This window comes from Streptomyces inhibens, assembly GCF_003389455.1.
Taxonomy (GTDB): Bacteria; Actinomycetota; Actinomycetes; order Streptomycetales; family Streptomycetaceae; genus Streptomyces; species Streptomyces inhibens.
This window is the reverse complement of record NZ_QUAC01000049.1, coordinates 30,140-54,010: the sequence shown is the minus strand read 5'-3', so window position 1 is coordinate 54,010 and position 23,871 is coordinate 30,140. Positions and strand designations below refer to the sequence as shown.

Annotated in this window: 22 protein-coding genes, 1 tRNA gene and 2 pseudogenes; 14 read left to right on the top strand and 11 right to left on the bottom strand. The window is 72.8% G+C overall.

Going from position 1 to position 23,871, the window contains the following annotated elements; genetic code table 11:
• Both DY245_RS07335 and DY245_RS07330 read left to right on the top strand, forming a co-directional pair.
• Positions 1–651: YveK family protein (locus tag DY245_RS07335; RefSeq protein ID WP_128504732.1), on the top strand; the 651-nt coding region annotated here is incomplete at its 5' end.
• A gap of 645 nt (positions 652–1,296) precedes the next feature.
• Positions 1,297–2,592, top strand: a complete 1,296-nt coding sequence (locus tag DY245_RS07330; RefSeq protein ID WP_128504729.1) for an NAD(P)-binding domain-containing protein — start codon at positions 1,297–1,299, stop codon at positions 2,590–2,592.
• A gap of 108 nt (positions 2,593–2,700) precedes the next feature.
• Here the strand turns inward: DY245_RS07330 and DY245_RS07325 are convergent, their stop codons facing one another.
• Entirely contained in the window at positions 2,701–3,192 is a 492-nt protein-coding gene (locus DY245_RS07325) for a hypothetical protein (protein WP_244942891.1), read from the bottom strand.
• Positions 3,193–3,413: 221 nt separating this feature from the next.
• On the opposite strand from DY245_RS07325, the gene DY245_RS07320 reads away from it, so the two are divergent.
• Entirely contained in the window at positions 3,414–4,850 is a 1,437-nt protein-coding gene (locus DY245_RS07320; protein WP_128504727.1) for an NsdA family TPR-like regulatory protein, read from the top strand.
• Positions 4,851–4,872: 22 nt separating this feature from the next.
• Here the strand turns inward: DY245_RS07320 and DY245_RS07315 are convergent, their stop codons facing one another.
• The 4 genes from DY245_RS07315 to DY245_RS45945 all read right to left on the bottom strand — a co-directional run bounded on the left by DY245_RS07315 (position 4,873) and on the right by DY245_RS45945 (position 7,358).
• Positions 4,873–5,466 carry a histidine phosphatase family protein gene (locus DY245_RS07315; RefSeq protein WP_128504725.1) on the bottom strand — a complete coding sequence of 198 codons (594 nt, stop codon included), beginning with the start codon at positions 5,464–5,466 and terminating at the stop codon, positions 4,873–4,875.
• Positions 5,467–5,634: 168 nt separating this feature from the next.
• Positions 5,635–6,108: a hypothetical protein gene (locus tag DY245_RS07310; RefSeq protein WP_128504723.1), complete on the bottom strand. Its 474-nt coding sequence runs from the start codon at positions 6,106–6,108 to the stop codon at positions 5,635–5,637.
• A gap of 11 nt (positions 6,109–6,119) precedes the next feature.
• A complete protein-coding gene (locus DY245_RS45950) occupies positions 6,120–6,461 on the bottom strand; it encodes a hypothetical protein (RefSeq protein ID WP_244942890.1) in 342 nt (113 codons plus the stop codon).
• Positions 6,462–6,467: 6 nt separating this feature from the next.
• Positions 6,468–7,358 (bottom strand): helix-turn-helix domain-containing protein, encoded by an 891-nt coding sequence (locus DY245_RS45945; protein WP_483409811.1) that lies wholly within the window; start codon positions 7,356–7,358, stop codon positions 6,468–6,470.
• Positions 7,359–7,602: 244 nt separating this feature from the next.
• Here DY245_RS45945 and DY245_RS07300 point away from each other — a divergent pair, with 244 nt between their 5' ends.
• The 8 genes from DY245_RS07300 to DY245_RS07260 all read left to right on the top strand — a co-directional run bounded on the left by DY245_RS07300 (position 7,603) and on the right by DY245_RS07260 (position 14,008).
• Positions 7,603–7,851, top strand: coding sequence for a hypothetical protein (locus DY245_RS07300; protein WP_128504721.1), 249 nt, complete (start codon positions 7,603–7,605; stop codon positions 7,849–7,851).
• Positions 7,848–8,042 carry a hypothetical protein gene (locus DY245_RS07295; protein WP_128504719.1) on the top strand — a complete coding sequence of 65 codons (195 nt, stop codon included), beginning with the start codon at positions 7,848–7,850 and terminating at the stop codon, positions 8,040–8,042. The genes DY245_RS07300 and DY245_RS07295 overlap by 4 nt, the downstream gene beginning before the upstream one ends.
• A gap of 131 nt (positions 8,043–8,173) precedes the next feature.
• Entirely contained in the window at positions 8,174–9,484 is a 1,311-nt protein-coding gene (locus DY245_RS07285) for a hypothetical protein (RefSeq protein WP_425329354.1), read from the top strand.
• Positions 9,475–11,025 carry a hypothetical protein gene (locus DY245_RS07280; protein ID WP_128504715.1) on the top strand — a complete coding sequence of 517 codons (1,551 nt, stop codon included), beginning with the start codon at positions 9,475–9,477 and terminating at the stop codon, positions 11,023–11,025. The genes DY245_RS07285 and DY245_RS07280 overlap by 10 nt, the downstream gene beginning before the upstream one ends.
• Before the next feature lie 40 nt (positions 11,026–11,065).
• Complete coding sequence (locus DY245_RS07275; RefSeq protein WP_128504713.1) at positions 11,066–12,448, top strand: AAA family ATPase; 1,383 nt, start codon at positions 11,066–11,068, stop codon at positions 12,446–12,448.
• Positions 12,449–12,597: 149 nt separating this feature from the next.
• Positions 12,598–12,981 (top strand): hypothetical protein, encoded by a 384-nt coding sequence (locus DY245_RS07270; protein WP_181923559.1) that lies wholly within the window; start codon positions 12,598–12,600, stop codon positions 12,979–12,981.
• A gap of 261 nt (positions 12,982–13,242) precedes the next feature.
• Positions 13,243–13,872, top strand: coding sequence for a bifunctional DNA primase/polymerase (locus tag DY245_RS07265; protein WP_128504708.1), 630 nt, complete (start codon positions 13,243–13,245; stop codon positions 13,870–13,872).
• Positions 13,873–13,934: 62 nt separating this feature from the next.
• Positions 13,935–14,008: transfer RNA gene (locus DY245_RS07260), tRNA-Lys, on the top strand.
• A 103-nt stretch (positions 14,009–14,111) separates the two neighbouring features.
• Here the strand turns inward: DY245_RS07260 and DY245_RS45940 are convergent.
• Both DY245_RS45940 and DY245_RS45935 read right to left on the bottom strand, forming a co-directional pair.
• Positions 14,112–14,842: pseudogene (locus DY245_RS45940) on the bottom strand (M6 family metalloprotease domain-containing protein); the annotation flags it as partial.
• Between the two features lies 1 nt (position 14,843).
• Positions 14,844–15,416: pseudogene (locus DY245_RS45935) on the bottom strand (M6 family metalloprotease domain-containing protein); the annotation flags it as partial.
• 361 nt (positions 15,417–15,777) lie between these two features.
• Here DY245_RS45935 and DY245_RS07250 point away from each other — a divergent pair.
• Entirely contained in the window at positions 15,778–17,595 is a 1,818-nt protein-coding gene (locus DY245_RS07250; protein ID WP_128504704.1) for a putative bifunctional diguanylate cyclase/phosphodiesterase, read from the top strand.
• A 104-nt stretch (positions 17,596–17,699) separates the two neighbouring features.
• Here the strand turns inward: DY245_RS07250 and DY245_RS07245 are convergent, their stop codons facing one another.
• The 3 genes from DY245_RS07245 to DY245_RS07235 form a co-directional block, all read right to left on the bottom strand.
• The gene (locus DY245_RS07245; protein WP_128504701.1) at positions 17,700–18,836 is read right to left on the bottom strand and encodes an LLM class flavin-dependent oxidoreductase; all 1,137 of its coding nucleotides are present in this window, start codon (positions 18,834–18,836) and stop codon (positions 17,700–17,702) included.
• A 70-nt stretch (positions 18,837–18,906) separates the two neighbouring features.
• Positions 18,907–19,629 carry a maleate cis-trans isomerase family protein gene (locus tag DY245_RS07240; protein ID WP_128504698.1) on the bottom strand — a complete coding sequence of 241 codons (723 nt, stop codon included), beginning with the start codon at positions 19,627–19,629 and terminating at the stop codon, positions 18,907–18,909.
• A 152-nt stretch (positions 19,630–19,781) separates the two neighbouring features.
• Complete coding sequence (locus tag DY245_RS07235; RefSeq protein WP_128504696.1) at positions 19,782–20,696, bottom strand: maleate cis-trans isomerase family protein; 915 nt, start codon at positions 20,694–20,696, stop codon at positions 19,782–19,784.
• A gap of 206 nt (positions 20,697–20,902) precedes the next feature.
• Between DY245_RS07235 and DY245_RS07230 the strand changes: the two genes are divergently transcribed.
• Together DY245_RS07230 and DY245_RS07225 are read left to right on the top strand one after the other, a co-directional pair.
• Positions 20,903–21,868, top strand: coding sequence for a D-2-hydroxyacid dehydrogenase (locus DY245_RS07230; protein ID WP_128504694.1), 966 nt, complete (start codon positions 20,903–20,905; stop codon positions 21,866–21,868).
• An 82-nt stretch (positions 21,869–21,950) separates the two neighbouring features.
• Entirely contained in the window at positions 21,951–23,372 is a 1,422-nt protein-coding gene (locus tag DY245_RS07225; RefSeq protein WP_128504692.1) for an amidase, read from the top strand.
• Here DY245_RS07225 and DY245_RS07220 read toward each other — a convergent pair.
• A complete protein-coding gene (locus DY245_RS07220) occupies positions 23,369–23,869 on the bottom strand; it encodes a DUF3830 family protein (RefSeq protein WP_128504690.1) in 501 nt (166 codons plus the stop codon). The two genes, DY245_RS07225 and DY245_RS07220, sit on opposite strands and share 4 nt — an antisense overlap.
• Between the last annotated feature and the right edge of the window lie 2 nt (positions 23,870–23,871).

The window sequence follows — 23,871 nt, the reverse complement described above, 5'->3', positions numbered from 1 at the left end:
GGCCGGCTGCGGGCCCGGCTGCGCCGGCTGCCGCGCTGGTGGCCGCTGCCGCTGTGTGCGCTGCTCGGCGCGGCCGGCGGCGCGTCGTACGGGCTGCTGGAGCCGCCTCGGTACGCCGCGACCAGCTATGTCGTGGTGGTACCCGCCAAAGGCTCCGACCCGGCCGGCGCGCTCGGCCTCACGCAGGCCTACGGCCGGGTCGCGACCGGCGGGGAGGTGCTCACCGACGCACACCAGGCCTTCGGCGTACCGATTGCCGCGCTGCGCGTCGGGGTGCGCGCGACGGCCTCGCCGGACGCCCCGGTGATCGAGATCACCGGCACCGCGCACGATCCGCGCACCTCGGCGAAGCTCGCCAACGCGGTGGCCCGCTCGCTGACCCGGACCGGCAACGACACGGCCGCCCGCACCGGCGCCGCGCTCCTGGTCCTCTCCCGCGCCTCGGCGCCGGCCGACCCGGTCTCCCCGTCCGTGCCGCTGTCCATCGGGGTGGGCGGCTGCGCGGGCGGTCTGCTGGGCGGGCTGCTGCTGCTCGTACGGCCGCGGGAGCGACAGCAGACAGGGCTTTCGGCCGGGTGCGCGGGGGTGGTCCCGGCGCCGGCACCGGCCGCCTCGGGGGCCGTACCGGCGGCCGGGGAAGCCGTGCGATGACGACCACGCTGTGCCGCGACCCGGAGCGGTGCAGGTGATTCCGGGCAGATAGGTGTGGCCGACCCGGACGTCCGTACCGCCGAGCCACTGCTGCCGCCGGTGCGGCCGACGGTGGACACGAGAGGACCGGCGGCGAGATAGCCCATCGGCGCATTCCGTCCCCCACACGGTCCATCGAAGTGAAGGCTTCCCCACCATGTCATCGTTCGATACCGATGTGCCCGTACTGCTGCTCCGCCTCGATCCCCATCCCTTTCATCACGGCACCCTCGGCGCGATCAGATCACTGGGCCGGGCGGGGATCGAGGTCCATGCCGTGGTCGAATCGGCGCGCGGTCCGGTGGGCCGGTCCCGGTATCTGCACCGGGCATACGAACTCCCGGCCGGGACGGTGGCGTACGCCCCGCTGCTCGACATGCTGCGCGATATCTCCGACGGCATCGGCAGACCGGCCGTCCTCCTTCCCCTGGACGACCGTGGCGCGATCGCCGCGGCCCGGCTCGCCGGCCGGCTGCTGGGCCGTTATCTGCTCCCCGCGCCCGGCCCGCCCGATGCCCGCGCAGCCGCTCGCCGTGCCTCAACAGCCGTGACGGCAGCGGGCCCTGACATTGACGACCGCACGATGAGAAAGAGCAGGAAACATCCATGTACGACCTGGTGGTGGTGGGCGCCGGCCCCTACGGACTCTCGATCGCCGCGCATGCGGCGGCGGCCGGACTGCGGCTACGGGTCCTGGGCCGGCCGATGGCATCGTGGCGCGACCACATGCCCGACGGCATGCTCCTCAAGTCCGAGCCCTGGTCCTCCAACCTGTCCGACCCGGCCGGCAGCCACACCCTGGCGGACTACTGCGCCGCCCACGACCTGACCGCCGAGCACGGCGTCCCGCTGCCGCTCGACACCTTCACCGCGTACGGCAGATGGTTCGGCGAGCGGGCGGTGCCCCGGATCGAGGAGGTCACCGTCACCGCCGTACGCCCGGACGACGACGGCTTCCAGGTCGAGACGGACACCGGGGAGCTGATCCCGGCCCGGAACGTCGCGCTCGCCGTCGGCGTGATGCCGTTCGTCAACCGCCCCTGGCCGCTGCTCGAACTGCCCCCGGAACTCGCCTCGCACAGCAGCGACCACCGCGATCTGCGCCGCTTCGCCGACCAGGACGTCACCGTGATCGGCTCCGGACAGGCCGCGCTGGAGACCGCGACCCTGCTGGCCGAACAGGGCGCGCGGCCCCGCGTCGTGGCCCGCGCCGACCGGCTGCACTGGAACACCGCGCCGCAGCCGCTGGAGCGCGGCTTCCTGCGCGCGCTGCGCGACCCGCACTGCGGACTGGGCACCGGCTGGCCGAACTGGGTGTGGTCGGAGATCCCCTGGGCGGTGCGCCGGCTGCCCTCGGCCACCCGGGTGCAGATCGCGGAGACCGCGCTGGGCCCGGCCGGCGCCTGGTGGCTGCGGGAGCGCTTCGAACCCACGGTGCCGGTCCTGCTGGGCCACCGGATCCGGGCCGCGGCTCCCCATGGCGAGGGGGTACGGCTCCATCTCACCCATACGGATGGCCGCACCGAGACCCTGGAATCCGACCATGTGGTGGCGGCGACCGGCTTCACACCCGACCTCGGCCGGCTGCGGCTGCTCCACCCGCGGGTGCGCACCACGCTGCGGACGGTGGGCGGCAGCCGCGCCCCCGAGCTGAGCTCCGGCTTCGAATCGTCCTGGCCCGGCCTGTTCTTCGCGGGGCTGCTGACCGCGCCGTCGTACGGCCCGTCGATGCGCTTCGTGTACGGCGCGGCCTTCACCGCGGCGCGGCTGCTGCGCGGCGTACAGCGCCGGCTCGGTGACCGGCGCGGCACCGCCACCATTCCCCGCCCGGCCAGGAACGGCGTACCGGTCGCGGCGAGCGGTCCCGCACCGGACACGACGGCCGGCGAACCCGCGCACTGACGGGGTCGCGCCCCGTCCCACGCCTGAGGGGCCGCCCCCGGGCGGCCCCTTTGCGGAATCAGGTCTGACGAGTCAGGTCTTGCAGGTCAGGTCCTACAGGTCACGCGCTCACTGGCAGCGGTCGACGGCCTCGATCGTCCGGGCCGCCTCGCCGAGCGCCGCCCGCAGCACGGCGGGGTCGGTGGCGGCGGTGCCCGCGCCCTCCGGGGACACCAGCCAGCCGGTGCCGGTCACCGGGGGCTCCACCGTGGCCCCTTCGTCGCACAGTGCGCCCAGCGCGATCCCGCGCCCGTAGGTCTGGGTGCATGCGCTGCCCGGCACGTCCCAGCCGTCCGCCGTGCCCGGGGGCACCAGAAAGCCGAGGGTGTCGCAGGCACCGTCGTGCAGGACCGGGCCGACGCCGTCCCGCAGCCGCAGGATGTCCACGGCCTCCAGCCCCTGCCGGGCGGGCACCGTGACCAGGTCACAGGGCTGTGCCACCACGACGGGTGCCCCGCCGCCCGGGACGACCTGCCCCCGCCCGCCGCCGGCCTGGCCCGCGGACCCGCTGCCGCCCCTGCTCACGCCGGTCTCCCACACGGAGAACCCCTCCTCCTGCACGCGCCACCCTTTACACCGAGTTCAACGGTCAGGCGCGTCAACAGCTACGGCGGCGTAACGCTGCAAAGGATGGCAGTTCATGGCAGATCACGCGCGAGACATCCGATTTGTAGCCAAACTGTGCGTATCGGAGCCGTCACAGCCGGTACGGTCGTCCCGCCGCACCGCCAGGAGCGGCATCGCCACAAGATGGCACGGAGAGGGCACGGAGAGGGTCCGCCATGGCGTCGCCAGCAGCAAGATCAGCGTCGTCCCGCACCGTACCCGCTCGCCCGAACATCGCCTTTCGACAGCTGCGCGGCCGGCTGTCACCCGGCGAGTTCGCGGCGGCGGTCCGACGGTCCGCCCGTGAGATCGGCGAGCAGGTCTCGTGCGACGCCCGCTATGTGGGGCGCGTCGAGTCCGGGGAGATCCGGTGTCCGAACTACGCCTACGAGCGGGTGTTCCGGCACATGTTCCCCGGGCTGACGCTGCCCGACATGGGGTTCGCGCCGCGCGAGGCGGTACGCGGACGGGGGGCGCGTACGGCGGCGGTCAGCGCCGTGCCCCTGGCAACCGACCCCGACCACCGCGATACCTGTATCCAGATCTGCGAGGAGAGCGACGTGCTGCGTCGCGCGTTCATCACCGGCGGCCCGGCGGCAGCCCTGGGCATTGCCGCCCTGCACCCCATCGAGGCCGCTGCCGCCGCCACATCCGCCCCTTTTCCGGGCCCGCGTACGCCGCCCGGTGGCCGGGCCGGTGCGGCCGAGGCCACCGCCGTCGAGCAAGCCGTCCGCCAGATCCGACTGCTGGACGACCGGCACGGCGCGGAGGGCATCTACCGCCGCGCCACCCAGCCGCTGCGCGCCGCCTACGAGCTGCTGGACTCCGATGTGCAGCGCCGCTCGGTCTCCGACCGGCTGCACGCCGGGGCGGGTGAACTCGCCATCACCGTCGGATGGCTGGCGCACGACTCGGGCCGTTTCGACGACGCCCGCTCGCACTACGCCGAGGCGCTGGCCACCGCCCGGGTCTGCGGCGATGCCGCCCTGGAGGCGCACGCCTTCTGCAATACGGCCTTTCTCGCCCGCGATGCCGGCCGGCCGCGCGAGGCGGTGCGCGCCGCGCAGGCCGCGCAGCAGGCCGCCAAACAGCTCGCCTCACCGCGGCTGTTGTCGCTGCTGGCGTTGCGGGAGGCGGGCGGCTGGGCGGGGCTTTCGGACCGGGCCGGCTGTGAGCAGGCGCTGGCCCGGGCCGAGCGGCTGTTCGCGGTCGGGCCGCGGGACGGCGACCCGGAGTGGATGACGTTCTACGGCGAGGCCGAGCTGGCGGGCCTGGAGGCGCAGTGCTGGGCGGCGTTGGGCGACGCGGAGCGGGCGGCGGACTACGCCCGCCGGGCGGTGGCTCTGCAGGATCCGCACTTCACCCGCAACATCGCCCTGTTCACCGCGGAGCTCGCGGCCGATCTGGCGGCCTCCGGTGCGCCGGAGGAGGCCGCCGTGGCCGGGATGCAGGTGCTGGCGCTGCTGGAGCAGGTCCGCTCGGCCCGTATCCGTACGATGCTCGACGGCACGGCCCGCAGGCTGCGGGCCTACCGGGACAGCGCTCCGGTCGCCGGGTTCCTGGCGCGGCACGCGGAGTCGGCGGACGCCCCGACGGCCCGTCAGCAGGCCTGAGGCGCGGCCGCCGGCGGCTCCGTCAGCCGAGGTGCCCGGTGTCGTTCCAGCGCTCAATCGCCGGCTCACCGTAGGCCCAGCCGAGCACCGACAGGGACGTCGGCTCCAGCCGGATCCGGGCGCCGAAGGAGATGTCCAGGCCCAGCCAGCGGGCGCCCAGGGCGCGCAGGATGTGGCCGTGGGCGAAGACCAGCACATCGCGGTCGGCCGACCGCGCCCAGGCGACGACCTCGTCCGCCCGCGCGGCGACCTCGGCGAGCGTCTCCCCCTCGGGCACGCCGTCGCGCCAGATGAGCCAGTCCGGCCGGCCGGCCTTGATCTCGGCCGGTGTCAGGCCCTCGTACGCGCCGTAGTCGACCTCCATCAACGCGTCCCACTCGTGCGCCCGGTCGCCGAAACCGGCCAGTTCGCAGGTCTCTTTCGCGCGCACCAGGGGGCTGGTGCGGACCTCGACGCCCGGCAGACCGTCCCAGGGGGCGCGGTGCAGCCGCTCGCCCAGCAGCTTGGCGCCGCGCCGGCCCTCGTCCAGAAGCGGGATGTCCGTACGGCCGGTGTGCCTGCCGGAAAGGGACCACTCGGTCTGCCCGTGCCTGGCCAGGAATATGCGCGCTGCCATGGGTCGTACCTCTCGCCGATTTCTCGGCTGATCGTTGCTCGATGCGGGCGGCATTGACCGCGGGCTTTCCATCATCGCGCATCGGGTCGATTTGTCCCTACCCGCCCCCGCCCCACCCCGGCTCCGGGGGGGGGCGGGCCGCCTGGATACGACTGCTGATCAGCGAGGTCAGCGAGTAGCTCCCTCCGGCCACAGCACCCGCACGGGCGTCCCAGTCCTGTGGGCATAGGCGACGACGTCCGCCGTTCCGCCGTAGCCCCACGCCGACTTTCCGTCCCAGACCGCCAGCAGCTCGTCCGCCAGACCGACCAGAGTCTCACTGCCCGCCATGTGCGCGGCGGAGTCGGAGGTGACAAGGCCGGTTTCGTGAATGTCGGCCGCCCGGCGCATCAGGCCGTCGTAGACCGGGTGATGCCAGTCCGGCAGTCCCGCTCGATACTCCGCGGCCGGGACTACCGCCTCCAGCCGCCCACCGCGCCGCAACACCACTTCCGCGAACCAGGCATCCGGGCCGTCCGCGAGACACGAGACCGCGACCAGCTCCGCCGGGTCGTACTCGCTCACCATCTCCGCGAGGAGCGCTCTCACCCGCTGCTCAACCTCGGCACTGAGCCCGCGGTGCCCTGTGATCCCCACCCGCATGTGCGCCTCTCCTACAGGTACGCGCCGTGTAGGCGCTCGTCGAAATCCCGCACTACCTTGGGCGGCGCGGCCGTGGTGAAGCACCGGCGCACGGCACGCGCTCTCTCCACGATCCGACCGGAACGGTACTGGAGCCCGGTATCCAGTGCGCGCGAGGCGAGCGCGAACGCGGCCTCGATCCGTCCGCCGGCGAGATGCCCGGCGGCGATGTCCAGCACCAACAGTGCTCGCTGCTTTGCGTGCCCGGTGGCCAGAGCGTCGACGTCATCGGACAACACCCATTCGGGGAGGCCGAGCCGGGCCCCGCAGGTGACCCGGCAGGCAGCCACTTTCCCCGGGTCGAATGTGAACACCCATGGTCACGGGGGTGGTTCCTCCGGCAGCGATTCGGCCGCCGCCCGGCTCGCGGTCAGAGCCTTGTCGGCGTCCCGCCGGTCACCTCCCGCCGCGTGGGCGAGGGCTTCGACCGAGGACAGCCATGCATCGGCCACGGCCGGGCACCGTTCGCTGAGGGCCTGCCGCGCCCGCCTGGTGAGGTTCAGAGCCTGGGCGGCGTTCCCGGCATGCGCCTCGAACTGGGCCAGGCTGCCGGTCTGGTAGGCGGTCAGGAGCGGGTCACCGGCCGCACGGGCGGCTTTGATCGCCGAGCCATACCAGGTGCGGGCGCTGCCGAAGTCCCCCATGTCCCACGACAGCCACGCGGCGAGGCTGGCAGCCTCGCTCCCGACGGCGGCGAGCAGTGTTCGCCGCTCCCGGGCAGCGTCCCGTGTCATGGTCTGGATGAGGCGCATATGCGCGTGCACAGGTTCAGCGAGGTCCCGAGATGGAGTCGAGCCGTCGAGTCTGCGATACGCGGACGTGCTCAAGCGCAGGGCGGCGGCCCGCCCCCCGGTCTCGTCCGCGGCCGCGGGCAGACCGGCCAGTGCGGGGGCCGCGGCCGCCGCCACGGCTCCACCGAGGAATTTTCGTCGGTACACGTTGTCACCGTTCAACTGACCATGTGGGCGACCGTCCGCGAGTCCCACCAACTCCGGCGGAATCCCGAGATGTGCGGACGCCGCCGTCAGGATGTCCGTGCTGTATGCGCTCGTGCCCCGCTTCTCCAGACGGGATACGGCGGACTGCGACAGACCCAACGACTCGCCTAGTTGCGTCTGCGTCATGCGTCGTTGTGTCCGAGCCAGCTCGACAACCCGTCCGTAGTCGCCTGCCCGGGATGCGTCCCGGATCGGTCCCGTCTGCCAGTTCACGGCACACCCCTCACGCTACGAGTCCTTGCGGCTTCGGGCGCCTGCCCGTACCCGCTCAGCGCATATCCGTATGCACTGGCCGCATGCGTGATGGTTACACAACGCCCAGTAACCGTTCACTGGTTGTCGGCACCAACTCGGCTTGCTTGCAACCGGGTTCGAGAGCCGCAGCAGCCCGCCCCTGCCCACCGCGTCGGGGACGGTCCGCCCACCTCCTCCGTCCCTCGACCACGACGAGGCACCTATGACCACCCACACTGCACAGCCCCTCGGACTGGGGCACTGGTCGCACCCGCTGCTCGGCCGTCTGGTGATCGACCACGCCCACGGCGACCTCATCGGAATCCTCCGGGCCATCGCCCCCGATCCCAAGGACAGCAACCCCGGGCTGGCGCTCCGGATCCCGGACGCGCCACCGGTGGCATGGCTGGCCCCGAAGGGCGGCGGCCGGGAATGGACGACGGACCCGACGGCGATCGAGGCAACGCGATGAGCACCCAACGGCCGCAGGTCGGCGATGAGGTCGAATACGGCGACGGGCACCGCGCCCTGGTGACTGACATCCGCAAAGGCCACGTGTGGCTGCGGGCGAACGGACGCCAGGAGTGGGAAGCCCCGGCCGAGGTCACACTCACCGTGGTGCGGACGCGGATCGAGCGCATCGCGGAGGGCGATCTGTGGTGAGCGGCGTACGGCACCGCAGGCACAGGCGTCCGATGTCGTACGAGCGGGCCCTCAGGAAGCCGCACGGGAACGGGTCCGCGGCACCGAAACCGGACCGACGGCAACGGCGGATCCGCGACTGGGCGCCCCGCATGTCAGTGCCGGATGCGAGACTTCCGCAGGTGAACGTTTCCCGCGACAGTCGACCCGCGTCGGCCGCCCCTCCGGGGGCGCCGCCGATGCCGACGCCGAGCCTGCGGGTGGGGGCACCTCCCAGCGTTAGCTGGGGGAGGCTCACCGAGCTGCGCGGTCCCGGTGTTCGCCCCCGCTCCCTGGACGCCCGCGCGCTCGCCGCGCTGGCCGCCAACCCCGGCTGCCGGCGCCGCGCGCTGCTGGACGGCGCGGGCATCGACAAGGGCGCGCTGGCCCAGGCGCTGGGTTCGCCCGCGGCATACGGCCAGTCGCAGTTCGCGATAGTCCGGGGCAATGCGTTCGAGGCCCGGGTCAAGGGCGACGGCGGCACGGAGCTGCTGCGGCTGCTGCACGAGCGCCTGGCGCCCGGTACCCCGCCGCCCGAGCCGGAGACGGTCGCCACCCCCGATCTGTCCGCGGCCGGTCCCGAGGGCCGGGCGGCCCGTACGGCGCTGGCGCTGCGCGAGGCGACCGCGGCCGGCGGCTGGGCGCTGCTGGACCATCCGATGCTGGCCGTCGAGGTGGCCGGCTCGCCGGCCTATGTGGAGCCGGATGCGGTGGTGGTGCATCCGGACGGCAGCTGGACGGTCGTCGAGATCAAGTCCTTCCCGATGATCGACGGTTCGGCGGACGCCGCCAAGGTGGGCGCCGCCGCGCGCCAGGCGGCGGTCTATGTGCTGGCCCTGGAGCCGGTCGCGGGTCATGTCGGCGCGCACACCGGCCGCGCGGTCCAGGTCCGCGACCGGGTGCTGCTGGTCTGCCCGAAGGACTTCTCCAACCTCCCCACGGCCGCGGCCGTCGACGTCCGCAAGCAGCTGGCCACGACCCGCCGGCAGCTGGCCCGCCTCACCCGGGTCGAGGAGATCGCCGCCACCCTGCCGGCTGAGACCACCTTCGACCTGCGGCTCACCGACGACGGGACGGCGACCCGTCCGCCCGAGGAGCTGGCGAAGGCCGTCGAGACGGTCGACGCGGCCTACGCCCCCGAATGCCTGGCCGCCTGCGAGCTGGCCTTCCACTGCCGTAAGCGGTCCCGTCAGGACGGCGCGGTGGAGGCGCTGGGGCGCGGCGTACGGGGCGAGTTGGGCGGGCTGGGCACCATCGAGGAGGTGCTGGCGGCGGCCGGCCCGGAGGGCGCGAGCGGCCTCGGGGCCGCCGATCCGGACGATCCGGCCGTGGTCGCGCTGCGCCGGGCCGCCGCGCTGCGTGCCGAGGCGCTGGCGGGCACCGCGGTGCCGCCGCAGCGGACGAAGGAGGCGGGATGTCGCTGATCGAGACGCTGGCCAGGATAGAGGCGGCGGCGGCCGGCCGCGCCCGGCCGCGGTGCACGGTCCGCCACCGCCATCTGTCCGAACGTCCGCTGGTCTTCGTCCCGTTGACGACGGCGGGCGAGGCCGGCGCCCCGCTGGGCGCGCTGGTCGGCACGGACCGCGAGAAGCCGGCGCTGCTGGCCGTTCCGCAGCCGCGCGACCGCGATCTGCGGTTCGCGTTCCTCGCCGAGCTGGCCGAGACGGTACTGCCGTATGTGGACGGCTTCGCCGACGCCATCGAGTGGGAGGAGCGCAAGGAGACCGACCCGGAGACCGGCAAGAAAGTCCCGGTGCAGGTCGAACTGTGCGCGGACGCACCGCAGTTGATCGTGCCGAGCGCCGCCGGCATCGAGTACGTACGGCTGCTGGGCCGCTCGATGCGCTTTCGGCGGACGGCCGAGCAGGAGCCGGAGGCGCCGTTTCCCGCGCCGCCGCATGTCCCGCTGCTGGGCCGCTGGCTGACCCATTTCGGCGAGCGGGCCCGGGTCCCGGGCGCCGGTCTGCTGCTGTCCATGACGGGCCTGCTGACCCGCCATTGGGCCAGTGGGCAGAGCGTGCTGGAGGACCAGCATCTGGGCGCGCTGCTGGCCTGGATCGACCCGCCGCCGGGGCTGTCGGGCCGGGAGGCGGCCGAGCGCGCGGAGTCGGCGCGTGACGCGGCCGGGCAGCTGCTCTGTCCGCCGGCCGGCCCGGCCACCGACCCGGCGTTCGACAACCGGCTGCTCGCCCCGGCGATGGCGCGTTACGACGCCGGGCTGCCGGGCGCCGAGGACGAGCTGCGCACCCTCGTCGAGGGTCAGCTGCGGCCGACCTGGGACGCCGTGTGGCAGGGCATCGATCTGCTGCGTGCGCTCCCGGTGGGCGCGCGGGTCGCCGACCGCTGGAAGCGTGACCGCTGGTCGTACACGGCGCACCGCGACCGGGTGCGCGCCGGGGAGCCGCCGCAGCCCAAGCAGGACGACGCGGTCACCGCCGCGCAGAAGCTGTCCGCGCGGGAGAGCGCGCAGGCCCAACTGGACGCCCAGGAAGCGCTGGACGACCCGTTGGTGATGGCGGGGCGCCGGCTGGCCGGCGAGGCGTTCCAGGGCACGGTCACCGATGTCGAGATGGCCATGTCCGAGGGCCGGCGTCCGATGCCGCGCCCGCTGGTCACGCTCCGCACGGCCGACCACCCCCATCTGGCCGAGGGCGCCAAGCTCTACCGCCCGTTGGCGGACGGCAGGACCCAACCCGGCGAGTTCGTGGCCCACGCGGCCGAGGAGCCGGGTGTGCTGGTGGTGCGGCTGACGGGCGGGATGGGGCGCGGGAAGACGCCGGAGCCCGGTTCGGTGCCGGAGCCGGCCGACGTGGTGTGCTGGACGCTGTTCGAGCACGCCCCGCGCGGCGGCCCGGAGCTGCCGGACCCCGAGGACATCCCCTGGACCCACGGCGGCCCGCCGCCCGCCCCCGGGGACCCGCCGCACGCCGCCCCCGACCCCGTGACCGCGGAGGACTTCCTGTGATCCGCGCCCGGCACTCGACCGCCCTGGAGAACACCGCCGTATGACGGCCACTCAGGACCCCCGGTCCACCACTAACCGGCCCTTCGACCCCGCCGCGTCGGCCGCCGCGGCGACCGACGCGATCCTGCGCGACACGCTGCACGGCACCAGGCGCGGCGTGGTCGTGGACTCCCCGCCCGGCGCCGGAAAGTCCACTCTCGTGGTCCGCGCGGCCCGCGAACTGGCCGCCGCGGGCCGCCCGTTGATGGTGGTGGCGCAGACCAACGCCCAGGTCGACGATCTCGTCCTTCGGCTCGCCGGAAAGGACCCCGAGCTGCCGGTCGGCCGGCTGCACAGCAGCGAGCCCGGCGCGTTCGACCCGGTGCTGGCCGAGCTGCCCGCGGTCCGTACGTCCGCGAAGATCGCCGATCTGGCCGGGATGGACGTCGTCGTCTCGACGGCCGCGAAATGGGCCTACACCAAGGTCGACGAGCCCTGGCGGCACGCCATCGTGGACGAGGCCTACCAAATGCGCTCCGATGCGCTGCTGAGCGTCGCCGGGCTCTTCGAGCGGGCGCTGTTCGTCGGCGACCCCGGCCAGCTGGATCCCTTCAGCGTGGTCGGCGCCGAGCAGTGGGCGGGGCTGGCGTACGACCCCTCGTCGAGCGCGGTGTCCACGCTCCTGGCCCACAATCCCGATCTGCCGCAGCACCGGCTGCCGGTCTCCTGGCGGCTGCCCGCCTCGGCCGCGCCGCTGGTCTCCGCCGCGTTCTATCCGTACACCCCGTTCCGCAGCGGCACCGGCCACGGCGACCGCCGGCTGGCGTTCGGCGTGCCGGGGGACGGCTCGGGCGTGGACCGTGTCCTGGACGAGGCCGCCGAGTCCGGCTGGGGCCTGCTGGAGCTCCCCGCCCGCCATACGCCGCGTACGGATCCGGAGGCGGTGCGTGCGGTGGCCCAGGTGGTGCGCCGGCTGCTGGACCGGGGCGGCGCCGCGACCAGCGAATCCCCGGCGTCGGCCGGCGGGACCGCCGACCCGGTGCCCCTCACGTCCGGCCGGATCGCGGTCGGCACGGCCCATCGCGATCAGGCGGCGGCCGTCCGTACCGCGCTCGCCGGCCTGGGCGTGACCGGTGTCGCGGTGGACACCGCCAACCGTCTCCAGGGCCGCGAGTTCGATGTCACGGTCGTCCTGCACCCGCTCTCCGGCCGCCCCGATGCCACCGCCTTCCACCTGGAAACCGGCCGGCTGTGCGTCCTCGCCTCCCGCCATCGCCATGCCTGCATCGTGGTGTGCCGCGCGGGCGTCGCCGACCTGCTGGACGAGCACCCTTCGACGGAGCCGGTCCGTCTGGGCGTCACGATCAAATTCCCGGACGGCTGGGAGGCCAATCACTCCGTGCTGGCGCATCTGAACGAACATCGCGTCGTATGGCGTCCGTAGTGCCGCGGCCACACGTCGCCGGTGGGCGGCGCGGCCTACGGTCGCATCATCGCCACACTCCCCCGGCCGCCCCGGGACGAACGGAGATTTCAGGCCCCCTTGCGCAGGGCGGGACAATGGAATGCGGCACACGATCTGGAGGTAGGTACATGTCCGAGCCGCGACCGGCTCCCGACCCACGTGGTACGGCGCCGAGACCACGGCGCATGAAGCCCGCGCAACTGCTCTTCGAGCCACCCGAGGCCGTTGCCGACCCCGAGCACTTCTTCGACCTGGAGTCCATAGAGGACCCGCGCGAGCTGCTCAGCCGCGCCACGGAGCTGACCTTGGCCTTCCGCGCCGCGGCCGACCGGGCCACGGAGTTCCAGGCGCTGGCCGCGGCCCAGCTGGCCGACCCCAGCCGGTTCGACCGGCTGCCGCTGGCCGTGCTCGCCGAGCAGGCCGAGTGGACCGAGGACTACGCACAGAAGATGGTCGAGTTCGGCCGCAGCCTGATGCGGAGCGGCAGCACCCTGCTGGGCGACATGGAATGACCGGTCGCCGGTCCCGTTGGCCGGACCTCATAGGCAGGACCTCGTAGGCCCGAGCGGTAGGCCCGAGCTCGTAGGCCGGATCCCACCCACCGACACATCCGCCGATTCACACCCACCTCACACGCCTCACTACGGCTCATGGTCCATGACCATGAGCCGCTGGCATATGCGAGCGGGCAAGATACCCGCCCCCGCCCGGCCCTGTCCCGGTTTCCGGCAATCAGCCAAGCCGCTGCACCTCGCATCGGTAGACCTGTCCCCATGAGCGACTGGCTGCCCGAGACCCCCCGCACCCTGGCCTTTCCCACCGCCGCATATGTCACGCTCGCGGGAGCCGAATGGCTCGCCTCCGCCAGCCCTGATCCGGACGAGATGCACGCACTGTGGGCCACCCAACCGGCCACGCCCGGCGTGCTGCCCTGCGGCTCCGCCTTCGACGTGATCAACGCCCCGGCGCTCTTCGGGCGGCGGATGGTGGACCGCTTATGGTCCGACGGCCCCGGCTCGGGTCCGGTCGCGGCGCACCGCGGCCGGATCCTGCTGTTCGCCGCGCCGGGCACGGCCCAGCGGCTGCCCGCGCTGCTCGTCTGGGAGGAGTGGGCCGCGGCCGTCCCGCCGCTGCTGTGCCACGGCAGCGGCGACGCGGTGACCGTCCCGCCGCTGCACCCCCGCCCCGGCACGGCCGACGACGCGCGCGCGAACGGCGCCCTTCCGGCGTTCGATGACCCGGTCGGCCCAGCCGTCTCCCGCTGGCTGGTGGCCCCGGACGTCCGCAACCCCTGGCTGCCCGGCCCCGACGTACTGCTGTGGGCCTGTGTCCGCGCGGCCCGCTCGGTGGCCGGTTACGAGCGCGAAGCCGCAGCTCAGCACCCTGTTTCGGTGCTCTCGTAGGGCTGCGACAAACCGATTTTTGTCCTCCCCGATCAGGATGCTAATGTTTTCCCCGTCAGCAGGCGCCGCTAGCTCAGTTGGTTAGAGCAGCTGACTCTTAATCAGCGGGTCCGGGGTTCGAGTCCCTGGCGGCGCACAGACAGTCGAAGGCCCTCACTCCGGTGGGGGCCTTCGTCATGTCCGCATTTTCCGTGCGCGTGATGTTCCGTGCGCGTGATTTCCGTGCACGTCCGGAGCCGTCAGCCGCGCCCCACCTTGACCGCCCAGTCCCCGTCGCTCGACCGCCCCTCGACCTGGATGCGTACGCCGTCCTCGCCGTCGTCCATGCTCTCCCCCACGCCCAGCGGCGCGTCCGCGAGCGGCGGGTAGACGGAGGTGCCCCAGCAGGCCGAGGTGCCGGGGTGCCCGTCGAGGACGTGTACGGGCCCCGATCCGGAGGGGGTCTCGCTGTGCACGCGATAGACCAGGACGCCTTCGGTGCACAGCGAGCGGTCGTTACCCGTGGCACCGCGTGCCTCGATGGCGAGCGCACTGTCGGGCCCGGTACGGACCACCAGGAGCCGCGGGCGGCGCTGGCCGCGGGACTCCTTCGGCGCGGACAGCGTGCGCAGCGAGTGCATGGTGGGGCCGGCCAGATCGACGCAGTCAACCTGGTTGTCGGCGATCCAGCCGAGCTTCCACTTGTGCCAGGCGAAAAAATCCGGTGCCAGGCCGAACTGGCTGCCCATGAGGTCCCAGTCGCCGACGTAGGTGTCCCAGTCACCCTTGCCGTTCTCCGGCCGGTGGTAGAGGTCCGGCAGGTCGAAGACGTGTCCGGTCTCGTGGGCGAGGACATTGCGGTCGGGCGGACTCTGCTCGAAGACGGTGACGAACCGGCGCAGATCGTGGTCGTCGGCGTGCATCGGGTGTTCGAGGTTGACGACTTTGGTCGCGTCCGAATCGACACCGGGTGCTTCCGGATCGGCGACGANGTGTTCGAGGTTGACGACTTTGGTCGCGTCCGAATCGACACCGGGTGCTTCCGGATCGGCGACGAAATAGACCACGTCGTAGCGACCGAAGTCCACCGACGGATCGGCGGCGGCCACCGCGTCCCGCAGGTAGGCCGCGCGCCGGCCGGCGTCCCAGTCGCGCTGTATGCCGTACGCGGTGGACGTACGCGGCATCCGCACCCAGGCGTGGTGGATGTGCGGGCGCAGCCGGAAGGCGCCGTAGGAGGCGCGCTGGAAGAAGCCCGAGGTGGCGGGGAAGTAGTCGCGGGAGAGCTGCTGCGGGGCGGCGAGCGGCCGGGAATCCGGGAAGGACAGGAAGATCATGACGGCGTTGATCTGGCGGTCCGGGCGCGGATAGGCGTCGTTCCAGCCGTCGACACCTTCGGAGTGGTGTGCGTCGGTGCGCCCCAGCGCGCAGGAGAGGGCGGCCTCGGAGGCGGTGGCCGGTCCGGCGACGATGGACGTCGCGATGAGGGCGCTCAGGGACGTGACGACAGCAGCCACGCGCCGCAGGCGGCGGTCCACCCCGTCAGGCGTCCGGGCGCGCGGCACATATACCTCCAGGGACGGATTCGGAGACCTCATCTACCCTGTGGCGATTTAATGCTATTCGTCCTGTTTTGAAGGTCCAGAAGAGTGACCGGCGAGTCTCAGCCGCCCCGTAACGGAAAGTCACAAACGACCAACGGGGCAATCGTCACGAACAGAGACGGACAGAAATGGCTGAAGTTCCGTCATGCGCACGGACGATCACGGCTGCGTCGCTGGATCGGCCGTCGTGCCAGCCTCTATGATCGCCACACTTTCCAGCGCGAGGTCCACCCTCCATCACGAGACAAGCGCCATGCGGGAGCGAGCAGTGAGCGGACACCCCGACAGCCCGGGCCGCATGCCCGGAGCGACGCTGCCCTCAGTGACGGAGCGTAACGTTACGACCAAAGAATCCGCCGAGACCCGGCACACCCCCAGCAGCCCCTGCGACGACGATGCCGCCTCGCTCGGCGACTATCGCGCCGCCTTCCACGCCGGGCGCCTGGCGATGGCCGTCCTCAACCGCGACGGCCTGGTCCTGGCCGCCAACCCGGCCTTCGGCGAGCTGGTCGGCACCGACCCGGACGAGCTGGTCGCGGCCACCGCCGCGGACCTCACCGACCTCGGCGCGGACCCGCGGGTGTGGACCGCCTACCGCGAGGTGCTGTGCGGCCGCAGCGACCGGCTGCGCTGCACCCGCCGCCTCAAACACCCCGAGGGGCATTCCGTATGGGTGGAAGTGACAGTCGAGCCGTTGACGCCGGAGCCGCTCAGCGGTGAGGAGCGGATGCTGCTGTCGGTCGCGGACATCAGCGACCGGCACGATCTGCTGGCCCGGCTGCGGCATCTGCAGATGCACGACCCGGTGACCCGGCTGCCCAACCGCGCGCTGTTCTTCGAGCGGCTCTCCACCGCGCTGGAGACCGCCGCATTCGAACCGTCCGGCACCGGCCGGATCGGGCTGTGCTACCTCGACCTGGACGGCTTCAAGGCCGTCAACGACACCCTCGGGCACCGCGTCGGCGACCGGCTGCTGAGCGCGGTGGCGCAGCGTCTGATGCGCTGCGCGGAGAGCGCGGCGGACCGCGGGGCGGGCCGCGGCGGGCATCTGGTGGCGCGGCTCGGCGGTGATGAATTCGCCCTTCTGGTGGAGGACTCCACCGGAACCGAGCAGCTGGCCGAGCTGGCCCAGTGCGTGCTGGACGCGTTGCAGCGCCCGTTCGACCTGGCCGGGCAGCGGCTGTCGGTGTCGGCGAGCATCGGCGTCGTGGAGCGGGCCGCCACCGGCACCACCGCGACCGGTCTGATGCAGGCCGCGGACACCACGCTGTACTGGGCCAAGGAGGACGGCAAAGCCCGCTGGACGCTCTTCGACCCGGAGCGCAACGCCCACCGGATGACCCGGCAGGCGCTGTCCAGCACGCTGCGGCCGGCCGTGGACCGCGGTGAATTCACCCTGGAGTACCAGCCCCTGGTCGGACTGGGTGACGGCCGGGCGCAGGGCGTGGAGGCGCTGGTGCGCTGGCGGCATCCGCAGTTCGGGACGCTGTCGCCGAATCGGTTCATCGCGCTGGCCGAGGAGAACGGCGCGATCGTCGAGCTGGGCCGCTGGGTCCTGGAACGGGCCTGCTACCAGGCACGCGCCTGGCAGCTGGCGCACCCCGGTGACGAGCCGCTGTTCGTCAGCGTCAATGTGGCCGTACGTCAGGTGTGGGACTCCGACCTGGTCGCGGACGTGGCCGGGATCCTCGCCGAGACCGGGCTGCCGCCGCGGCTGCTCCAGCTGGAGCTGACCGAGTCGGCGGTGATGGGCTCGGCCGGCCGGCCGCTGCAGGCGCTGCAGGCGCTCAGCGACATGGGCGTACGGATCGCCATCGACGACTTCGGCACCGGCTACTCCAACCTCGCCTACCTCAGCCGCCTTCCGGTGTCCGTGCTGAAGCTGGACGGCTCCTTCGTCCGCGGCTTCCGCTCGCAGGAGCATCCGAACCCGGCGGACGAGATGATCGTGGAAGCCCTGGTGGCGCTGGCGCACCGACTGGGTCTGACCGTCACCGCCGAGTGCGTGGAGAGCGCCGAACAGGCCGAACGCCTCCGCCGCATCGGCTGCGACACCGGCCAGGGCTGGCTCTACTCCCGCCCGGTCGCCCCCGACCGCGTCGAGGCGCTTCTCGTCGCGGGACGGCGCACCGACGGCTGAACGCCTGCGCGGCGGAAGAAATTTCCCGCCGCGACGGCGCAGCACCACCACGGCGAGGGTCCGGCGGAATCAACGACGGCAGTCAGCCAACGTACGCCGCCGCCCTAGCCTCGCGGCAGGCCGTACGCGTCCGCGATCAGCTCGTAGGACCTCAGCCGGGCCGCGCCGCCGTGCGCGTTGGCGGTGATCATCAGTTCGTCGGCGCCGGTGCGCTTGGCGAGATCGTCCAGGCCCTGGCGGACGGCGTCCGGGGTGCCGTGGACGACATTGCCGAGCCAGCTGTCGACGAAGCCCCGCTCCAACTCGTTGAAGCGGTACGCCTCGGCCTCCTCCGGGCTGGGGACCAGGCCGGGGCGGCCGGTGCGCAGCCGGACCATGGACAGCGCGCCGGTCATGACCTGGCGGCGGGCCTCGCGCTCCTCCTCGGCGGCCAGCGCCGCGACCCCGATCAGGGCGTACGGCTCGGAGAGCACCTCGGAGGGGCGGAACGACGCGCGGTAGAGGTCCAGCGCGGGAACGGTGTTGGCCGCGGAGAAGTGGTGCGCGAAGGCGAACGGCAGGCCGAGGGAGCCGGCGAGCCGGGCGCTGAAGCCGGAGGAGCCCAGCAGCCACAGGGGCGGCCGGTGCGCGGACTGGACGCCGCCGGGCGAGGTGGCCTGGACCGGGCCGGGGACCGCGTGGATCTTGGCGTACGGGTGGCCGTCGGGGAAGGAGTCGTCCAGGAAACGGGTCAACTCGGCCAGTTGCTGGGGGAATTCTTCCGCGCCCTCGGGCAGCCGGTCCGTGCGCCGCAGCGCCGCGGCGGTGGCGCCGTCCGTGCCCGGCGCGCGGCCCAGGCCCAGGTCGACCCGGCCGGGGGCCATCGCCTCCAGCGTGCCGAACTGCTCGGCGATGACCAGCGGGGCGTGGTTGGGCAGCATGACGCCGCCGGAGCCGAGGCGGATGCGCTCGGTGTGCGCAGCGAGGTGGGCGAGCAGCACCGCGGGTGAGGAGGAGGCGACGCCGGGCATGGAGTGGTGCTCGGCGACCCAGTAGCGGTGGAAGCCGCGGCGTTCGGCCGTACGGGCGATGTCGACGGCGGTGCGCACCGCATCGGAGGCGGTGTGGCCGGCGCCGACCGTCACCAGGTCGAGCACCGACAGCGGCACGGGCGCGCTGCCCCGGGCGGCGCCCCGTATCCCGTCCTTGCCGTCCTCGATCGCCTCGCCACTGCCCCGGGTCTGGTCGTCTTCGCCGCTCACGGTGCGGGTCCTCCTCGCGTCGCTGGTCTGCGAGGAGGACAACCGGAGAGAATCTCCGCTTATTCCCGGGTCAGCTCCCGGTCCGCGAGAAGAGGGTGCCCAGTTCCGGGCAGGACAGCGTGCGGTCCAGGAGCCGCAGCCCCTCCCAGGCCGTCACCTGATTGGCGGTGAGCACCGGCTTGCGCAGCTCCGCTTCGAGCGCGGGCAGATGCTCGGCGGTGTGCAGGGCGGTGTCGGGCAGCAGCACCGCTTCGGCGTCCGGATGGTCACCGGCGCGGGCGAGCGCCAGCACCTCCTCGCGGCCCCACGTGCCGACCTCGGCGGCGGTGATGATGCCGCTGCCGCGGGTCGAGACGACCTCCGTACCGGCGGACTTCAAGAACGCGTGGAAGTACTCGGCCACATCGGCGGGGTAGGTGGCGGCGATCGCGACCCGTCGGGCGCCGAGCGCCTGGATGGCATGCGCGAAGGCGAAGGACGTACTGGAGGCGGGCAGGCCGGCGGTGGCGGACAGCTCCCTGACCTGAACGCGCGCGCCCTCCCAGCCGAAGATGAAGCTGGCGCTCGTACAGGCCCATACGACGGCCTCGGCGCCGCGCTCCTTGAGCTCGGCGACGCCGGCCGCCAGCCGCGCGGCGGAGCCCATCTCCAGCAGCGCGTCGACCCGGTGGGCGTCCTCGCCGATGTCGGTGTGGACGAGCGGCAGGCGGACCGCGCCGCCCAGGAGCGTTTCGAGCCGGGGGTAGTCGTCCTCCGCGGAGTGGCCGGGGTAGAGGAAGCCGACCGATGCCATGCGGGTCTCCCTTGCGTGTACGGCTGCGGGTGCCGGGGCGTTCGTGGGTGCGGGTGCGTTCACGGGTGGTGCGGTGCGGGTGGGGAGAAGCGCTGCCGGCGAGCGGGACGACGCCGGCAGCGTTCCGGGGAGGGGTCGGGTTCGGACCGGCCTCACACCGGGGGCAGCGGTCCCGGATCCTCGGGCGGATACGGCGGCGGATCGATGCCGTCGAGCGGCTCCCCCTCCGGGGGCGCGGGAGGCCCGGCGAAGGCGGCCTCGGGGGTCACCCGCGGCCCTCCGTCACCCGGCCCTGCCGGCTCCGACCCGGTCATCGCGGCCGGGCCGCGGCGCGCCACCGGATCGAGCAGCGCCTGGTACGGGCCCACCGCCTGGACGCCGATGGCGCGCAGCGCTGCCCACATCGTGACCTGATTGGCGGACAGCACCGGCATCCGCAGCTCGGCCTCCAGCTGCGGGATGACGTCGTAGGTGGGCAGGTTGGTACAGCTGATGAAGAGTGCGTCGGCGGCGCCGACGACGGCCGCGCGGGCCATGTCGACGACGTCGCGGTAGGGCACCTTCCAGATGTGCCGGGTCAGCCCGAGGTAGGCGCGGCCGGTGACCGTGATGCCCGCCTCACCGAGATAGTCCTCCAGGGAGTCGGTGACCGATTTCGTATAGGGCGTGACCACGGCGATGCGCCGTGCGCCGATCTCGCGCAACGCTTCGATCAGCGCGCCCGATGTGGTGAGGGAGGGAACCTCCCCCGCCTGGGCCATGGCGGCGCACATGGCCCGCTCTCCCGCCACACCGCCGACGAAGCTGCCGGAGGTGCAGGCGTACGTGATGACCTGCGGTGATACCGCGCACAACGCCTGGACGGCAGCGTCCAGCGTTTCGTGCTCGCTGACCAGACGGGCCAGGTCGAGGCTGACCTCGACGGGCACGAAAGGGGTTCGGGTGAGGTGGAGGGATACATCGTCGGGCACCCAGCGCCACAGCTCGCGATCGAGCGCGAAGTCAAAAGGGGCGACAACGCCCACGCCGAGCTGTGGCTGGGGACCACCCAGAAAGGAGACGTCCATTGAAGGCCCCTAGAAACGAAGGGCTGGATTGGCCAGGCCAGTGGCCGGGGATGAGGAGCAGCCGGAGCAAGCCGGGACGTCGGGACAGAGCCGTTGTTGACACGGTAGATACGACTTCTTAGCGTGGTCAATCCTCGCATCTCAGGCATCTGTCGGCGCCCTCCTTTCAGTGAAGGGGGCTCACGTTTCAGAACGGTTTCTGGCCTATGTCCGAAAGCACCGTCCTCGTCCTTGGTTCCGACCCGCCGCCGAAGCTCGACCGGCTGACCGGCCGGGCCCGGGTGATCTTCACCGACGAGGCCTCACTGGCCGACCGACTCCCCACCGCCGACGTGCTGTTGGCCTGGGACTTCACCTCCGATGCGATCCGGGCGGCATGGCCCGAGAAGGGGCCCAAACCCCGGTGGGTGCACACCGCGAGCGCGGGCGTGGACCAGCTGCTGTGCCCCGCGCTGATCGCCGACGACACCCTGGTGACCAACGCCCGCGGCGTCTTCGAGCAGCCGATCGCCGAGTACGTCGCCGGGCTGGTGATCGCCATGGCCAAGGACCTCTACGGAAGTTGGGAGCTCCAGCGGCAGCGGCGCTGGCAGCATCGCGAGACGCTGCGGCTGGCCGGCACCCGGGCGGTCGTGGTGGGCTCCGGTCCGATCGGCCGGGCCATCGGCGCCACCCTCCTGGCACTGGGTGTCAAGGTCGATCTGGTCGGCCGCCGGGAGCGCTCGGACGACCCGCAATTCGGTCTCGTACATGCGAGTGACGCGCTGAACGGCCTGTTGCCGCACGCCGATTGGGTCGTCTGTGCCGCGCCCCTGACCGACGCCACCCGCGGCCTCTTCGACCAGGCGGCGTTCTCCCGGATGCCGTCGCGGGCCCGGTTCATCAATGTCGGGCGCGGGCCGCTGGTCGTCGAGGACGCCCTGGTCGCGGCGCTGCGCGAATGGCGGATCGCGGCGGCGGCGCTGGACGTCTTCGAGCAGGAGCCGCTGCCTGCGGACAGCCCGCTGTGGGACGTGCCGCATCTGATCGTCTCACCGCACATGAGCGGCGACACCTTGGGCTGGCGGGACGCGCTCGCCGAGCAGTTCCAGGACAACTTCGACCGGTGGGCGGCCGGCGAGCCGCTGCACAACCTCGTCGACAAGCGGCTCGGGTACGTACCGGTGCAGTGACGGCGCGCGCTGCCGGGCCACGGCGCGGCAGCTCCGCCCCCGCCCGCCGTCCCGCCCGGGGCGGCCAACGCTCGGAGGACGCATGACCACCGAACCGACCCACCTCGCCGACCTCGGCGCCACCCGCCTCACGGCCGGGTACGCGGCCGGCGAGTTCTCCCCCGTCGAGGTCACCCGGGCGGTCCTGGAGCGCGCCGAGGCCGCCCAGGCCGCCACCAACTGCTTCACCCTGATCGACGCGGACGAGGCGCTGGCGAGCGCCAAGGAGTCGGCGGAGCGCTGGCGGGCCGGGGATCCGGCCGGTCCGGTGGACGGGGTGCCGGTCACCGTCAAGGATCTGATCCTGACCCGGGGCACACCGACGCTGCGCGGTTCACGGACGGTGCGGGCCGAGGGGCCGTGGGAGGAGGACGCGCCGTCGGTGGCCCGGCTGCGGGAGTCCGGTGCGGTGTTCGTCGGCAAGACGACCACCCCGGAGTTCGGCTGGAAGGGTGTCACCGACAGTCCGCGGCACGGGGTGACGGGCAATCCGTACGACCCTGGGCGCACCGCGGGCGGCTCCAGCGGAGGCAGTGCGGCGGCGGTGGCGCTGGGCGCCGGGCCGCTGAGCCTGGGCACGGACGGCGGCGGCTCGGTCCGTATCCCGGCGTCCTTCTGCGGGATCTTCGCGCTCAAGGCGACCTACGGGCGGGTGCCGCTGTATCCGGCGAGCCCGTTCGGGACGCTGGCGCATGTCGGGCCGATGACCCGGGACGCGGCGGACGCGGCGCTGATGATGGATGTGATCGTCGGCGCGGACTGGCGGGACTGGTCGCAGCTGGGACCGGCCGCCGGTTCGTTCCGGGCGGCGCTGGCCGGTCCGGTCTCCGGGCTGCGGGTGGCCTACAGCCCGTCGCTCGGCCGGGACGTGCCGGTGGCTCCGGAGGTCGCCGCGGCGGTGCGCGGGGCCGTCGACACGCTCGCCGGGCTCGGCGCGTACGTCGAGGAGATCGACCCGGACATCGCCGACCCGGTGGAGGCGTTCCACACGCTGTGGTTCAGCGGCGCGGCGCGGGTGGTGCAGCATCTGGGCGAGGCGGACCGCGAACTGCTGGACCCGGGGCTGCGGGAGATCTGCGAGCAGGGCGCCCGTTACAGCGCGTTGGACTATCTGGCGGCGGTCGATACGCGGATGGCGCTCGGGCAGGCGATGGGCCGCTTCCACAGCGCCTACGACCTGCTGGTGACACCGACCGAGCCGATCACCGCTTTCGAGGCGGGCGCGGAGGTCCCGTCCGGATCGGGCCACACCCGCTGGACGGGCTGGACGCCGTTCACCTACCCCTTCAACCTCACCCAGCAGCCGGCCGCGACCGTGCCCTGCGGGGTGGACGGCGACGGGCTGCCGATCGGCGTCCAGCTGATCGGGGCGAGGCACGCGGACGCGCTGGTGCTGCGCGTCGCGCACGCCCTCTACGAGGCGGGGGCCGCGGAGATCCCCGCGCCCCCTGCCTCCAGGCCTTAGACCCGCCGGAAGTTGAGCGTCTCCCCCAGGGCGCCGGCCCGCCACAGGTCCTGGCAGGCGTCGGCCATCCGGTCCAGGCCGTCGACGACGCTGCCCCACACGATGCCGGGGACCCAGCCCGCGTCACCGTTGATCAGCAGATTGTTGCGCTCGTAGAACAGCGCGAGATCGACGACGGTGGCGCGGCCCTGGTGCTTGGCCTGGCTCTCGTATCCGTAGGACTTGGTACCCAATTGGGTGTCGCTGAAGGTGAAATAGCACAGATCGCCGGGGATCGGGGTGATCGTCGGGTTCTCCAGCGGCGGCTCCTCGGGAGCGAACGGCGGAACCAGGGTGTAGATCTCGTTGCGGGCGTATTTGGCGTGGTAAACGTCGCCGCCCAGCGGGAGGGCGTCCCATACGGCATTGCAGGTGATCGGCGCGCGGTCGTCGAGCAACTTGGCCGTGCAGCTCACGCCGCGCTTGTCCAGGGTGACTTCGATGAAGCGATCGGTCATGT

Coding starts and splice junctions, on each gene's coding strand:
- DY245_RS07300 (WP_128504721.1), top strand. CDS start 7,603: ATGACCACCCACACTGCACAGCCCCTCGGACTGGGGCACTGGTCGCAC.
- DY245_RS07315 (WP_128504725.1), bottom strand. CDS start 5,466: ATGGCAGCGCGCATATTCCTGGCCAGGCACGGGCAGACCGAGTGGTCC.
- DY245_RS07320 (WP_128504727.1), top strand. CDS start 3,414: ATGGCGTCGCCAGCAGCAAGATCAGCGTCGTCCCGCACCGTACCCGCT.
- DY245_RS07275 (WP_128504713.1), top strand. CDS start 11,066: ATGACGGCCACTCAGGACCCCCGGTCCACCACTAACCGGCCCTTCGAC.
- DY245_RS07285 (WP_425329354.1), top strand. CDS start 8,174: ATGTCAGTGCCGGATGCGAGACTTCCGCAGGTGAACGTTTCCCGCGAC.
- DY245_RS07280 (WP_128504715.1), top strand. CDS start 9,475: ATGTCGCTGATCGAGACGCTGGCCAGGATAGAGGCGGCGGCGGCCGGC.
- DY245_RS07225 (WP_128504692.1), top strand. CDS start 21,951: ATGACCACCGAACCGACCCACCTCGCCGACCTCGGCGCCACCCGCCTC.
- DY245_RS07235 (WP_128504696.1), bottom strand. CDS start 20,696: ATGGACGTCTCCTTTCTGGGTGGTCCCCAGCCACAGCTCGGCGTGGGC.
- DY245_RS07295 (WP_128504719.1), top strand. CDS start 7,848: ATGAGCACCCAACGGCCGCAGGTCGGCGATGAGGTCGAATACGGCGAC.
- DY245_RS07220 (WP_128504690.1), bottom strand. CDS start 23,869: ATGACCGATCGCTTCATCGAAGTCACCCTGGACAAGCGCGGCGTGAGC.
- DY245_RS07240 (WP_128504698.1), bottom strand. CDS start 19,629: ATGGCATCGGTCGGCTTCCTCTACCCCGGCCACTCCGCGGAGGACGAC.
- DY245_RS07310 (WP_128504723.1), bottom strand. CDS start 6,108: ATGCGGGTGGGGATCACAGGGCACCGCGGGCTCAGTGCCGAGGTTGAG.
- DY245_RS07230 (WP_128504694.1), top strand. CDS start 20,903: ATGTCCGAAAGCACCGTCCTCGTCCTTGGTTCCGACCCGCCGCCGAAG.
- DY245_RS07330 (WP_128504729.1), top strand. CDS start 1,297: ATGTACGACCTGGTGGTGGTGGGCGCCGGCCCCTACGGACTCTCGATC.
- DY245_RS07270 (WP_181923559.1), top strand. CDS start 12,598: ATGTCCGAGCCGCGACCGGCTCCCGACCCACGTGGTACGGCGCCGAGA.
- DY245_RS07265 (WP_128504708.1), top strand. CDS start 13,243: ATGAGCGACTGGCTGCCCGAGACCCCCCGCACCCTGGCCTTTCCCACC.